Genomic DNA, 12,864 nt, shown 5'->3' with positions numbered 1-12,864 from the left:
ACCGCCCCTCGTCATAATGCGCGCCATGCCCCACCGCTGGAAACCCAACGTCACCGTGGCCGCCCTCATTGAGCGCGATGGCCGCTTTCTGCTGGTCGAGGAAGAAACCACCGACGGCCTCAAGCTCAACAACCCCGCCGGCCACCTGGACCCGGGCGAATCGCCCATCCAGGCCTGCGCCCGCGAGGTGCTGGAAGAAACCGCGCACGACTTCGAGCCCACGGCGCTGATCGGCGTGTACCTCAACCGCTTCACCAAGACGCGCACGGGCGACGACATCACCTACATGCGCTTTGCGTTTGCGGGCTCGCTGGGCACGCACCACGACTGGCGCACGCTCGACACCGGCATCGTGCGCACGCTGTGGCTCACGGCCGATGAGATCCGCGCCTGCCCCGAGCGCCATCGCAGTCCCCTGCTGCTGCGCTGCCTGGAGGACTACCTGGCGGGCCAGCGGTTTCCGCTGACGCTGGTGCACACCGACATTTCGGTGACCGAACCCTCTGCGCAATAGCGCCGAGGCACCATGCAAAAAAGTTTTTTGGACTGCATGTAACCCGCAGCGTGCGGGGGACGAATTACCAGGCAGAGAGCGCGGCACGGTGCAGCGCGATCTAACCACCTGATTACTCATCCCTTAACGCCTACGGAGTTACCCGCCATGCTGTCCACGAACACCAAGACCACTGCATCTTTCGCCCTGTCTGCCGCGCTGCTGGCACTGGCATCCACCAGCTTTGCAGCCGACGCGCCCAAGGGCTCCAAAGGCGCCGCCATCGGCGCCAACGACAAGGTGCACTGCTACAACGTGCACGACTGCAAGGGCAATAGCGACTGCTCCACGGCCGAGCACAGCTGCAAGGGCCAGAACGCTTGCAAGGGCCACGGCTTCAAGGCCAAGACCGCGGCCCAGTGCCTGATGGAGAAGGGCACCATCGGCGACATCAAGGGATAAGGCAACAAGCCCCCCTGAGGCGCTGCGCGCCATCCCCCCAGGGGGACACCGCCAGCGCGGCGGGGCGGCCCTTGCGCGGCGGTGCTGGCATCAGGGCGTGCCAGTCTCGGCGATCATGCCCAGTGCCCGCACTTTCATACCTTGATTTCGCCATGGCACATGACCTCATCGCTACGCGCGGCACCGGCTTTGGCCTGGGACTGCGCACGCAGCACTACGCCGATTTCCTCGCGCGCAAGCAGCCGCTCGACTGGCTGGAAATCATCACCGACAACTACCTCATCGACGGTGGAAAACCTCTGGCGGTGATCGATGCCATCCGGCGCGACTACCCCGTGGCCATGCATGGCGTGGCCATGTCCATCGGTGCGTCGCAGGGCGTGGATGTGCCGTATCTGCAGCGCGTGAAGGCGCTGGCTGACCGTATCGAGCCGCTGTGGGTGTCCGACCACCTGTGCTGGACGGGCCCTGGCCCCGAGCAGTTGCACGACCTGTACCCGCTGCCCTACACCGACGAATCTGCACGCCATGTGATCGCACAGATCCGTCGCGCACAGGATGTGCTGGGACGCAGGCTGGTGCTGGAGAACGTGTCGAGCTATATCCGCTACCGGCATGACAGCGCGAGCGAGTGGCAGTTTCTGGCCCACATCGCGCAAGAGGCCGACTGCCTGTTGCTGGTGGATGTGAACAACATCTACGTGAGCAGCGTGAACCATGGATTCGACCCACTGACCTATCTGCATGCCCTGCCCGCGCACCGGGTGCAGCAAATTCATCTGGCTGGGCACAGCGACAACGGCGACCACATCATCGACACGCACGACCACCCGGTGGCGCCGCCGGTGTGGGACCTGTACGCACAGGCCTGCCAGCGTTTTGGCGCTGTGGCCGCGATGATCGAGCGCGACGACCACATCCCGCCGCTGGCCGAGCTGCTGGATGAAATGGCCATGGCCCGGCGCGTTGCCGCGGAGCATGTGGCCTCGCCCGAGCCTGTCGCGATCACCTCCATCACCCTGGCCACCACGGCAGACCTGACTGGGTTGGCTGCGGTGCAGCGCCACTTTGCCGACCGCGTGCTGGCGAATGCGCTGCCGCCCGAAATGCCCGAAGACCTCATCACAGGTCGCCTGCCCATCTACCACCATGCCTACCGCGCTCGGCTGGCCGAGGTGCTGGCCGACACCTATGCCAAGACTTGCCTCTACATGGGGTCAGACACCTTCGAGGCCCATGCGCGCGACTACGCCGTGGCCCATCCGCCGCGCACGCGCAGCCTGAACCGCTATGGCGAAGGCCTGGTGGGCACGCTGCGCGCGGCGTACTCCGACAACCCCGAGCTGCATGAACTGGCCCAGCTCGACTGGGATCTGCGCACCCGCTTTGACAGTGCCGATGTGCCGACCTTGGAGACTGCGGCTGCTCAGGCGTCGGACACCTGGACCACCCGCCCTGGTGTACTGCACCCCAGCGCCTTGCTGCGCGCGATCACGACGAACGTTGTGGGGGTGTGGAATGCCATCCATACCGACGACGACGTGCCCGAGGCCGTGGCCCTGCCTGCACCGGCCACGCTGCTGGTCTGGCGCAAAGGCCACCAGCCGCACTTTCGCACGCTCGACGCGGCCGAGGCCGCCTGGGTGCAAGCGCTGCACGCCGGTGCCTCGGTGCACGACGCCTGCGTGGCGCTGCTGGGCAGCGGCCTGTGGCAAGGCGACCCCACTGTGCTCGGCGGCTGGCTTGCGCAGTTGCTGGATGATGGGCTGGTGCGAGCGGATGGGCCAGTTGAAGGCGATGTTCCAACGTACTGATGGCTTGCCCACATGCCCACATGCGCACGAGGTCGGGGATATGTTTCGTCCATTCCGCAAGGATGGGGAGTGGGCACTATTGATCCACGGAGATCTTGTGGGTCTTCACGATGTTCTTGTAAAAACCGATGCGCTGCTGAATCTCCTTGCGAAACTCTGCGGGCTTCACGGTATCAGGCAGCATAGCGCCGCGGTCATTCCATGCCCTTTGTGTTTGCGGATCACGCAACACGGTACGCATCGCTTCGTAGAGCTGCGCAACGATGGATTCCGGCGTTTTTGCAGGTGCGGCAAGACCTGTCCAGGAAGTCAGGTTCAGCTCCGGCAACTTCAGCTCGTCGAAGGTCGGGACATCCGGCAGCTGGGGAGCGCGGATTGGCGATGCCACCGCCAGCGCGCGCAGGCGACCGTTCTGAGCCATGCTGAGGTTGGAGGACAGGTTGTTCCAGGTCATGTGCACCTGGCCCGCCTGCAGGTCGGTCAGCGCCGGGCCAGCGCCCCTGTAGGGGATGTGGGTGATGGACAGCCCCAGCTTGGCCTTGAGCAGCTCCATGCTCAGGTACGCCAGCGAGCCATTGCCCGAGGAGGCGTAGTTCAGCTTGCCTGGGTTCTCCTTCACGTATTTCACGAACTCGGCGAAGTTCTTCACGGGCAGGCCGGGGGTGATCAAGAGCACATTGGCCAGGCGATCAATCAGCGTGATGGGGGCAAAGTCATTGACCGCGTCGTAGGGCAGACTGGCCGACAGGGCGGGGTTGATCACATGCGTGGTCTGCGAGGTGACGATCAGCGTGTAGCCATCGGGCTGGGCCTTGGCCACCTGCGTGGTGCCGATGGTGCCACCAGCGCCCCCTTTGTTTTCCACAATCACGGGCTGCCCCAGCACTCGGCCCAGCCTGTCGGCTATCGCCCGGCCGGAGTTGTCTACGGCGCCTCCGGGCGGAAACGGCACCACCAGCGTGATCGGACGTGTGGGATAGCGGTCGGGCGCCTGGGCCAAGGCCGGCAGGGCAATGGCGCTCGTCACGGCGCTGGTCGATGCGATAAATCGGCGGCGGTTCATGGGGGTGGGCATGGTGGGTCCTCTTGGTTGAAATCAGGCGTTGTCCAGGCAAGCGCTGCGGATATGGGCGGCCATCTCGTGCAGCAGGTCGGTGATGTCCGCGCGCACGCGGTTGGCGTGTGGCAGCGGCTCCCGCGTCTGCTCGTTCAGGTAGATGGCCCGGTTGATCTCGATCTGCAGGCTTTCATGACCCCGCGAAGGCGCCCCGAACCGGCGCAGCAGCTCCTGGCCTGCATAGGGGTCGTTGATGGCCACGCAGTAGCCGCGGCGGCGGAAAGCTTCGGCCACGCGCTGGGTGAATGCGCTGCTGCAGCTGCGACCGTTCAGGTCGCCCAGCACCACGTCGGCCAGCGGGCCGGGCGCCACGCGGCCCAGCCGCTCGTAGGCGTTGCTGGGCATGGAATGCAAGTTCAAGTGCCAACGCGGGCCACGCTGGGCGGCGGCCTCCAGTGCCTGCGCCAGCGCATGTTGGTATGGGCGCCAGTAGTGGGTGATGCGGTGCGCAACCTCCTGGGCCGACAGGCGGCGCGCGTAGATGGGCTGGTGCGTGGGGGTGTGGCTGGGAACCAGCCCCATGCCCAGCTCCAAAGTGCGGGCGGTAGGGGCGGTATTGCCGGGCCAGGCATCGGCCAGCATGGCGGGGTCGATGTCGTGCTCATGGCGGTTCGGGTCGATGTAGCTGCGCGCAAAGGTGGCGTGCACCAGCGTGCCGCCCACACGCGGCACGGCGTCCCACAGCCAGTGCACATGGGTGTCTTCGCACTTGCGCAGATCGGCGGTGGAGACGGCATAGCCAAAGTCGGGCGGATAGTCGGTGCCGCTGTGCGGAGAGTCGCAGACCAAGGGGATGGCGGCATCGGTGGCGGGAAGGAGCACCTGGACGGGCGTGGCGGGAAGAAGGGCTTCGGGTAGCTGCATGGTTCTCGGGGATCAAGGTGGGGCAGATGGGCGAAGCGTAGGGAGTCAGGTGCCTGCGGGCAAACGACAATTTGATCTGCGCTGATAACCGGATGTAATCACCACCATGCAGTTCAAGTCCCCCTCGCTGCCCGAGTTGCACGCCTTTCTTGCGGTCTGCCAGCTTGGCAGTTTTCGACAGGCGGCGGGTGTGCTGTTCGTGACCCAGGCGGCTGTCAGCCGGGCAGTGCAGCGGCTGGAGCAGCGGTTGGAATGCACGCTGCTGGACCGCTCCGGCCCCCGGGTGCTACCCACGGCGCGGGGCCGCGAATTCCAGCAATTGGTGGAGGCCCATGTGGCAGGCCTGGAGACCGCCGTGAGCCGGTTCGGGGTGCGCGCTTCAAAGCGTCGGTTGCGGGTCAGCGTAGTACCCACCCTGGCCACCCGCTGGCTGGTCCCACGGCTGGGCCAGTTCCACACGCTGCACCCGGACATCGAGATCGAGTTGCGGCCGTTCCACCACGATGAGAGCTTCACGCGCGACGACGTGGACCTGTGGGTCAATGTGAAGCGCCCCGGGCGCGCTTGGCCGCGCGGCATCCGTGCACGCTACTTGGCGGGGCGAGAGATCGTGCCCGCTTGCACCCCCGCGCTGGCGGCCAAGCTGCGCCAACCGCGTGATCTGCTCAAGGCAACGCTGCTGCAGCACATCAACTTTCCCGGCAATTGGGCGCTGTGGCTGCAAAAGGCCGCAGGGATAGACGTAGCCCCCGTGCTGGGCCCGGGGTTTGATCTGGGCAACAACCTGATCGTTGCAGCCTGTGCGGGCATGGGGGTCACGGTGATCCAGCCCATGCTGATCGAAGCCGAACTGGCGTCGGGCCAGCTGGTGTTGCCCTTCAGCCCGGCCGTGAACACGGACCGGGGCTATTACCTGTGCAGCCGTGCAGCACTGGCCGAGAACGAAGCGGTCGCGCGGTTCACACGCTGGCTGGTGGGTGAGGCCCAGGCCAGCAGCGAACGGGCCGGCTTTTCAGCACGCGGCAGCGCGGCGCGCAAGAAGATGGCCTGACCTGCATGGGGCGGCGGGGCACCGCTTTCCCGCAGAGGCCAGCTCAGTCCGCCGTGAGCTTGCGCTCCTTGATGATGGCAGCCCACTGGGTCGACTCCTTCTTCATGAAGGCGGTGAGTTCGGCGCGTGAGGTGGGCTGGGGCGTCAGGCCGTGCTTGTTCAGTGCGTCCTTCACGGCCGGGTCGTTGAGCACCTTGACGATCTCCTGGTTCCAGCGCTCCAGCAGCGGCACCGGCGTTTTGCCCGGCGCCACAAACGCATACCAGTTGAGCGCCTCAAAGCCCGGAAAGCCCGATTCCGCCACGGTGGGGATATTGGGCAGATAGGCTGGCCGCGTGAGACCCGTGGTGGCCAGCGGGATCAGCCTGCCCGTTTCGATGTGCGGCAGGGCCGTGGGTGGGGCTGCAAAGTAGGAGGTGATGCGCTCGCCCAGCAAATCCTGCAAGGCGGGTGCCCCACCTTTGTAGGGCACGTGGGTCATGTCGATGCCCGCCCGCTGGTTGAACAGCTCGCCCGCCAGGTGCGATGCCGAGCCCGCGCCCGTGGAGGCAAAGTCAACGCTGCCAGGCTTCTTCTTGGACAGCTGCACAAACTCTGCCAGCGTCTTTGCGCCTGCAGCCTTGTGCACGACCAGCACGTTGGGGAAGTTCACGCCGCCTGAGATCGCCGCCAGGTCCTTGAACGGGTCATAGGTGAGCTTCATCAAGTGCGGCGCAATGGTGAGCGGGCCCTCCGACCCGAACAGCAGCACCGTGCCGTCGGGTGCCGCATTGGCCACGAACTGGTGCGCGATATTGCCGCCTGCGCCGCCCTTGTTGTCCACGACCACCGACTGGCCGATGTTCTCACCCAGCTTCTTGGCAATCAGTCGCGCCGCCGCGTCGGCTGCACCGCCTGCGGCAAAGCCCACGACGAGCGTGACGGGCTTCTTGGGCGGAAAGTCTTGCGCAGCAGCGCCGAACGCCAGGGGGGCGGTCGCCAGCGCCAGGGCGCAGTGCAGCAGGGTACGTTTTTTCATGGGTGTCTCCTTCATCGTGGGTGGTGTATGGATCGTTGGCTCAGTCGGCGCTCAAACCGATGGGGTGGGGCTGGCGCTTTTCCACCGCGTGGCGCAGCAGCGAAGCGGTGCGGAAAATGCCGTGCGCAAACTTGCCGTAGGGCATGGTGGCGAACAGCGCCATCACCGCGCCCAAGTGCAGGCACAGCAGCAGCGGCAGGGCAGCGCTTCCGCGTGCCCCCCACAGCGCCAGGCCGCTGGTGGCGGTGAGAAACAGCAGGGCGATGAAGGCGCGGTCCATGGGCTTTTGCGCGGCGTCGCCGTGTTGTGGGTGGCGGCGCAGGTTCAGCCGCCACAGGCCGGCCGTGCCAATCGCCAGGCTGATGCCGCCCACGCCGCCCAGCAGCTTCGGCAAACTGGGCAGGTCGTACGGTGCAGGCAAGGCCAGCAGGTAGTGGTACAGCGTGGCCACGTTGGTGGCCGCAAAACACAGCATGAATCCGTAGAACGTGAGGTGGTGCATGCGCCTGCGCGACAAGGTGTAGGCGTCGTCCTCGTTGTGGCAACCGTCGCCATGGCCGCCGTCCAGGTACTTGAGGCGCAGCACGGCATCGGTGGCCTCGGCCGTGGCGGGCGCGCTCAGCGGTGCGCCGCTGGTGGCGGGTGTGATATCGCGCCAGAAACGGCGCACGCCCAGACCCAGCGCCAGCACGGCGAACAGAAAGACGGGCGCGAACAGTCCCACCAGCAGGTTGTGCGGGAAGATGCCGTAGAAGCCGCCCACAGGGGCCTGCCACAGCGCGGCGATTCCCTGCCCATGCAGTGCCACGGCCAGCAACAGGAACAGCGTGAGCCCGGCCACCAGTGCCAGGGCCAGGGTCAAGCCGTTGCGCTGGTACAGCTGGCCCAGCGCGGGCGGCCAGGCGTAGTCGGCATAGGTCTGGCCGCGCACCTGCGCCATGGCCTGCGGAATGTTCACCGCAAACTCGTGCGGCGGCGCGTACTGGCAGGCGTGCAGGCAGGCACCGCAGTTGTGGCACAGGTTGGCGATGAAGTGGATGTCGGCCTTGCCAAACTCCAGCCGCCGCGTCATGGCCGGGAACACGGCGCAAAAGCCTTCGCAGTAGCGGCAGGCGTTGCAGATCTGCAGCTGGCGCGCCACCTCGGTCTCGGGCGCAGACAGCACAATGCCGCCATTTGCCAGCGCCCGGGCGTCGCGCGTCAGGGCCTCAAGCGTTTGCATGATTTGCTCCTTGTTTTGTAGCGTTTGAGGTATGTTCGACTAGCGCTACCGGGCGTTTGGAGGCCAAAGCTGCCTGTGTGCCCGCAATGCGGCCAAACGCAGTGCCAATGCTCATGCCCACGCCGGCCGTGTAGCCCTTGCCCAGCACGTTGCCCGCCATCATTTCGCCCGCCACAAACAGGTTGGGGCTGGCCTGGTTGTTAAAGCGCACCGCAGCCGTGTCGTCGGTGTGCAGGCCCAGGTACGTGAAGGTGACGCCAGGCTTGAGCGCATAGCCGTAGAACGGGCCGGTGTCGATGGGCCGGGCCCAGTGTGTCTTGGCGGGCGCCACGCCCTCGGTGTGGCAGTCGTCCAGCGTGGTGTGGTCAAACTGGCCCACGCGGCAGGCGGCGTTGTAGCCGGTTAGCGTGCGCATGAAGGTGTCCACGGGCAGGCCGAGCTTTTGCGCCAGCTCGGGCAGGGTGTCGGCCTTCACGCCCGGGAACACGGGCGGCATGAAACGGCCAATGGCCTTGCTGTCGATGATGGAGTAGCCGATTTGCCCCGGCTGCTGCGCCACCAGGCGGCCCCAGATAGCGTAGCGCTTGGGCCAGAAATCCTCGCCCTCGTCGTAGAAGCGCTCGCCATTGCGGTTGGCCACCACGCCCAGCGACACGCAGTCGATGCGGGTGCAGATGCCGCCGTCGTACAGCGGCGCGCGTGCGTCGATGGCCACCATGTGCGCCTGCGTGGGGTCGCCAATGCGGTCGGCACCGTGGTCGTCGAGCAGGTGCTTGAGCAGCACCCCCTTGTTGTAGGCCGTGCCACGGATCAGGAAGTTGTCGGCCGGCCACTCGCCGCGCTCGTTCTGGCCCCAGGCTTCGCGCAGCCATTCGCGGTTGGATTCAAAGCCGCCTGCGGCCAGCACGCAGCTCTTTGCGGCAATGCGCTCGCCGTTGGCCAGGTGGGCAGCGATGAAGCGGCGGCCGTCCATCTCGATGCGGTCCACGGGCGCCTCGTAGCGGATCTGCACGCCCAGCTGCTCCGCGCTGCGGTAGTAGGCATTGACCAGCGCCTTGCCGCCACCCATGAAGAACGCGTTGGTGCGTGCCACATGCAGCGTGCCTGCCAGCGCGGGCTGAAAGTGCACGCCGTGGCGGCGCATCCAGGGGCGGCAGGTGCTCGACGCGCGGATCACCAGGCGCGCCAGGTGTTCGTTGGTCAGCCCGCCCGTCACCTTGAGCAGGTCCTGCCAGAACTCTTCTTCGGGGTAGGCATCGACCAGTACGTCCTGTGGCGCATCGTGCATGCAGCGCAGGTTGCGGGTGTGGGCCGAGTTGCCGCCGCGCCAGGCGCGCGGGGCGGATTCGAGCAGCAGCACGCTGGCGCCCGCCTCGCGTGCCATCAGGGCGGCGCACAGGGCGGCATTGCCGCCACCGATCACCAGCACATCGACCACAGCATCGCCGCTCATGGCTGGTGGCTCCAGGCGGTGCGCTGCGCGCCGGGGAATGAAGAAGGGGGTGTGGGGCCCATGGGGTGTCTCCTGGCGCGGTCGCCGTGTCGTTCATCGGGGTGATGGCGACTGTAGGGAGACGCAGGCCCGCCGTGCAGCGGGTTCAGGTCATGGGGGTATCACGGATCGTGATGGCTGCGGGGTGGCCGCTCAGGCGCGGGTGTCTTGTCCGCCTATCCATGTCGTGCCAAACCACTGGCCGCTCGTCACCAATTCACGCACGCAGTCCGCCAGCACCACCCGCGCGGCCAGGGCGGCGGGTGAGAGTTCTTCGTCGGGCAGGCTGCACAGCAGGTTGACGCGGCGCGCGGGCGCATCGGTGAGGCGTGCGCACTGAAAGCGCTCGGCCGCATCCGGGTAGCGTCCCATGGCGGCCCAGGGCTGCACGGTGGAGCCCAGGCCCGCATCCACGGCGGCCATCACCATGGCGAGCGAGTCCACCTCCAGCACCACGTGCGGTGCCACGCGGTCGCGGGCAAAGGCCGTGTCCAGCGTGCTGCGCAGGCCGTGTGGGCCGGTGGGCAGGATCAGCGGCTCCTGTCCCAGCTCGGCGACGGTGATGGTTTCCGGCAGCTGCCGGCCACGGGGGTTGCCGGGACCGCTGCGGGCACAGATGAGGAACAGGTCCTCCTCCAGCAGCGGCGCCATGTCCCAGCGGCGCGCGCCCGTGGCCTGCTGCGCCTGGTGCAGGCGCGTGTCGAACAGCACGGCCAGGTCCAGCTCGCGCGCATGCAGCATGGCCGTGAGGTGGCCCGACATGCTCTCCACCATGTGCAGCCGCACGTCCGGGTAGCGTGTGCGCATGGCCTGCATCAGTGGCAGGCCGAGTACGCCAGAAGTGGTGGGCGCCAGCCCCACGGTGACGGTGCCCGACAGCCGCGCCTGCTGCGCCGCGCGCACGGCCTGGTCGGCATGGCGCAGGGTGAGCTGCGCCTCGCGAAAGAACGCCAGCCCTGCCTCTGTGGGCGTGACGCCGCGCGGCGTGCGCTGCAGCAGGCGCGTGGCCAGCTCGCTCTCCAGCCGGGTGATTTGCTGGCTCAGCGCGGACTGCACCACGTCCAGGTCCAGCGCAGCGCGGCTCATGGAGCCTTGCTCCACCACACGCACGAAATAGCGCAGTTGTCTCAGTTCCATGGGCGGGCCTCAGGGTGCATGGCGTGACTCGGATGCAGGGCGGTCAACAGGGTGGTGGAAATGCAGGGGAAGCATTGGTTTGAAGCCAAATTGCCATCTGGCGCTGGTCCATCCATCGCTGAAAGCTATCATTTTTATAGTAATTGCTTCGGTGGCGTTCGCGGCGTCGGCTGGCTGGCATCGTCCGTCTGCGGCTTGCCAGAGTGTGCCGCAGACCCGCTCAGATGCCATTCGGCAGGTGCGTCGCCAGCGCCTCGCGCATCCAGCGCGCGATGAGCTGCTGGCGTTCGCGCGGCATGCGGTCCACGGTCGATGCCACGCTGATCGCCGCCACCGGTTCGCCCGCTGCGTTGCGCACGGCCATGCCAGCCGCCAGCACGCCCTGCGTGGCGTGGTTGCCCACCACCGACCAGCCGCGCTCGCGTGTGGCGCGCACCAGGATCTGCAGGCGCTCGGGCGTCATGCCGCCGTAGCGCGGCAGCTCTTGCGCGTTGGCGTCGATGCAGGCCTGCATCTCGGCATCGGGCAGCGCCGCCAGCAGCGCCAGGCCCGCCGCGCCCACGCCCAGCGGCTGGCGCGTGCCCACCTGGATCACCAGGATCTGCACCGGGTGCGTGCCCACATGGCGTGCAATGCAGTGCGAAGTGGGGCCTTCGCGCACGATGGCAAAGGCTGCGTCACCACAGGCGCGGCTTACTCGCTCCAGCACAGGCGCCAGGCGCACGGCCAGGTTGGGCTGGCCCGGGGGCTCGGCCAGGGCGGCCAGGCGCGGGCCCGCCACGTAGCGAAAGCGCCCGCGCTGCGCCACATAGCCGCTCTCCATGAGCGTGGCGAGCAGCCGGTACACAGGGGCCCGCTCCAGCGCGGCGGCGCGGCACAGGTCCACCACGCGCGCGCCGTCGCGGCCATGGGCCAGCACAGCGTCCAGCACCTGCAGGCCGCGCCGCAGCGTGCGACTGCCGGGGTCTTCGACCGGCTCCTCTGTGGTGCGTGTACTCGCACGTTCGTCCGGCTGCCGGACGTTTGAATTCGCAGGTCGGGAGGGCATGGGAAAGAATTTGTTCGTCAACGCAACCAGTGCGCAGTGTGCCGCAGAGCACGCAGCAGGGCGCCACGACGGCATTTTTCCAAGAACCAACGGAGACAGACACCATGAGCCCACACACCCCCGCCGCGCTGGGTCAGCGCAAAGCTTCGCCATCCCTGCCGCGGCGCGCCCTGCTGGCGCTGGTCGCCACCCTGGCCTGCGGCGCCGCCATGCCATTGCAGGCCCAGCCCAATGCCTCGGGCTGGCCCGCCAAGCCGGTCAAGCTGGTGGTGGGCTATGCAGCGGGCGGCGCCACGGACGTGATTGCGCGCCTGGTGGCCGTCAAGCTCGGCGACCAGCTGGGCCAGCCGGTGGTGGTGGACAACCGCGCCGGGGCCAACAGCAACGTGGGCGCCGAGGCCGTGGCGCGCGCGCCGGCCGATGGCTACACGCTGTACGTCTATACCATCGCCAACACCATCAACGCCACGCTGTACCCCAAGCTGGGCTACGACCCGGTCAAGGACTTCGAGCCCATCGGCATGATCGCCAAGATTCCGAACATCCTGGTGGTCAACCCCAAGCTGCCCATCAAGAACCTGGCCGACTACGTGCGCAACGCCAAGGAGTCCAAGGACGGCATCACGTTTGCGTCGTCGGGCAGCGGCTCGTCCATCCACCTCTCGGGCGAGATGTTCAAGATGCAGTCCAAGCTCAAGATGCTGCACGTGCCCTACCGGGGCAGCGCACCCGCCGTCACCGACCTGCTGGGCGGCCAGGTGGATTCGATGTTCGACAACACGCCGTCGGCCCTGCCGCATGTGCAGGCCGGCAAGCTGCGCGCCATTGCCATCACCAGTGCCCAGCGCTCGCCCCTGCTGCCGGACGTGCCGACGCTGGCCGAGTCGGGCTACGCGGGCTTTGACGTGCAGTCGTGGTTTGGCCTGGCCGCACCGGCGGGCACGCCGCGCGCCGTGATCGAGCAGGTCAACGCAGCCCTGAACAAGGTGCTGGCCCAGCCCGAGGTGCGCACGCGCCTGCAGGAGCTGGCCGCTACGCCCGACGGCGGCACCCCCGACAAGATGCGCCAGTTCGCCGCCGCCGAGATCAAGCGCTGGCGTGAAGTGGTGAAAGAGTCGGGCGCATCCGCCGAGTGACAGATCACCC

Annotated in this window: 12 protein-coding genes; 5 read left to right on the top strand and 7 right to left on the bottom strand. The window is 67.2% G+C overall.

The genetic code is table 11. From position 1 onward, the window contains the following. Window positions 1–25: 25 nt before the first annotated feature. The 3 genes from KW832_RS17345 to KW832_RS25930 all read left to right on the top strand — a co-directional run bounded on the left by KW832_RS17345 (window position 26) and on the right by KW832_RS25930 (window position 2,769). Window positions 26–514, top strand: a complete 489-nt coding sequence (locus tag KW832_RS17345; protein WP_121422951.1) for an NUDIX hydrolase — start codon at window positions 26–28, stop codon at window positions 512–514. A 147-nt stretch (window positions 515–661) separates the two neighbouring features. Then, the gene (locus KW832_RS17340) at window positions 662–955 is read left to right on the top strand and encodes a hypothetical protein (protein WP_121508129.1); all 294 of its coding nucleotides are present in this window, start codon (window positions 662–664) and stop codon (window positions 953–955) included. Between the two features lie 152 nt (window positions 956–1,107). Beyond that, complete coding sequence (locus KW832_RS25930) at window positions 1,108–2,769, top strand: DUF692 family multinuclear iron-containing protein (protein ID WP_218300794.1); 1,662 nt, start codon at window positions 1,108–1,110, stop codon at window positions 2,767–2,769. Window positions 2,770–2,845: 76 nt separating this feature from the next. On the opposite strand, the gene KW832_RS17330 is transcribed toward KW832_RS25930, so the two are convergent. After that, complete coding sequence (locus tag KW832_RS17330) at window positions 2,846–3,844, bottom strand: tripartite tricarboxylate transporter substrate binding protein (protein ID WP_121508130.1); 999 nt, start codon at window positions 3,842–3,844, stop codon at window positions 2,846–2,848. A 21-nt stretch (window positions 3,845–3,865) separates the two neighbouring features. Continuing rightward, window positions 3,866–4,750: an N-formylglutamate amidohydrolase gene (locus tag KW832_RS17325; RefSeq protein WP_218300795.1), complete on the bottom strand. Its 885-nt coding sequence runs from the start codon at window positions 4,748–4,750 to the stop codon at window positions 3,866–3,868. A 106-nt stretch (window positions 4,751–4,856) separates the two neighbouring features. On the opposite strand from KW832_RS17325, the gene KW832_RS17320 reads away from it, so the two are divergent. Further along, window positions 4,857–5,801: a LysR substrate-binding domain-containing protein gene (locus tag KW832_RS17320; RefSeq protein WP_218300796.1), complete on the top strand. Its 945-nt coding sequence runs from the start codon at window positions 4,857–4,859 to the stop codon at window positions 5,799–5,801. Window positions 5,802–5,844: 43 nt separating this feature from the next. Here KW832_RS17320 and KW832_RS17315 read toward each other — a convergent pair whose 3' ends face one another. The 5 genes from KW832_RS17315 to KW832_RS17295 form a co-directional block, all read right to left on the bottom strand. Then, window positions 5,845–6,819 carry a tripartite tricarboxylate transporter substrate binding protein gene (locus KW832_RS17315; protein WP_218300797.1) on the bottom strand — a complete coding sequence of 325 codons (975 nt, stop codon included), beginning with the start codon at window positions 6,817–6,819 and terminating at the stop codon, window positions 5,845–5,847. A gap of 40 nt (window positions 6,820–6,859) precedes the next feature. Further along, complete coding sequence (gene tcuB, locus KW832_RS17310; protein ID WP_218300798.1) at window positions 6,860–8,041, bottom strand: tricarballylate utilization 4Fe-4S protein TcuB; 1,182 nt, start codon at window positions 8,039–8,041, stop codon at window positions 6,860–6,862. Continuing rightward, window positions 8,028–9,494 (bottom strand): FAD-dependent tricarballylate dehydrogenase TcuA, encoded by a 1,467-nt coding sequence (gene tcuA / locus KW832_RS17305; RefSeq protein ID WP_218300799.1) that lies wholly within the window; start codon window positions 9,492–9,494, stop codon window positions 8,028–8,030. The genes tcuB and tcuA overlap by 14 nt, the downstream gene beginning before the upstream one ends. Window positions 9,495–9,686: 192 nt before the next feature. Then, window positions 9,687–10,670, bottom strand: a complete 984-nt coding sequence (locus tag KW832_RS17300) for a LysR substrate-binding domain-containing protein (protein WP_218300800.1) — start codon at window positions 10,668–10,670, stop codon at window positions 9,687–9,689. Window positions 10,671–10,890: 220 nt separating this feature from the next. After that, window positions 10,891–11,718, bottom strand: coding sequence for an IclR family transcriptional regulator (locus KW832_RS17295; RefSeq protein WP_218300801.1), 828 nt, complete (start codon window positions 11,716–11,718; stop codon window positions 10,891–10,893). Window positions 11,719–11,822: 104 nt separating this feature from the next. On the opposite strand from KW832_RS17295, the gene KW832_RS17290 reads away from it, so the two are divergent. After that, a complete protein-coding gene (locus KW832_RS17290; protein ID WP_218300802.1) occupies window positions 11,823–12,854 on the top strand; it encodes a tripartite tricarboxylate transporter substrate binding protein in 1,032 nt (343 codons plus the stop codon). Window positions 12,855–12,864 lie beyond the last annotated feature (10 nt).

The organism is Acidovorax sp. sif0632 (genome assembly GCF_019218805.1).
Classification (GTDB): domain Bacteria; phylum Pseudomonadota; class Gammaproteobacteria; order Burkholderiales; family Burkholderiaceae_C; genus Acidovorax; species Acidovorax facilis.
This window is presented reverse-complemented; position numbering and strand designations above follow the sequence as displayed.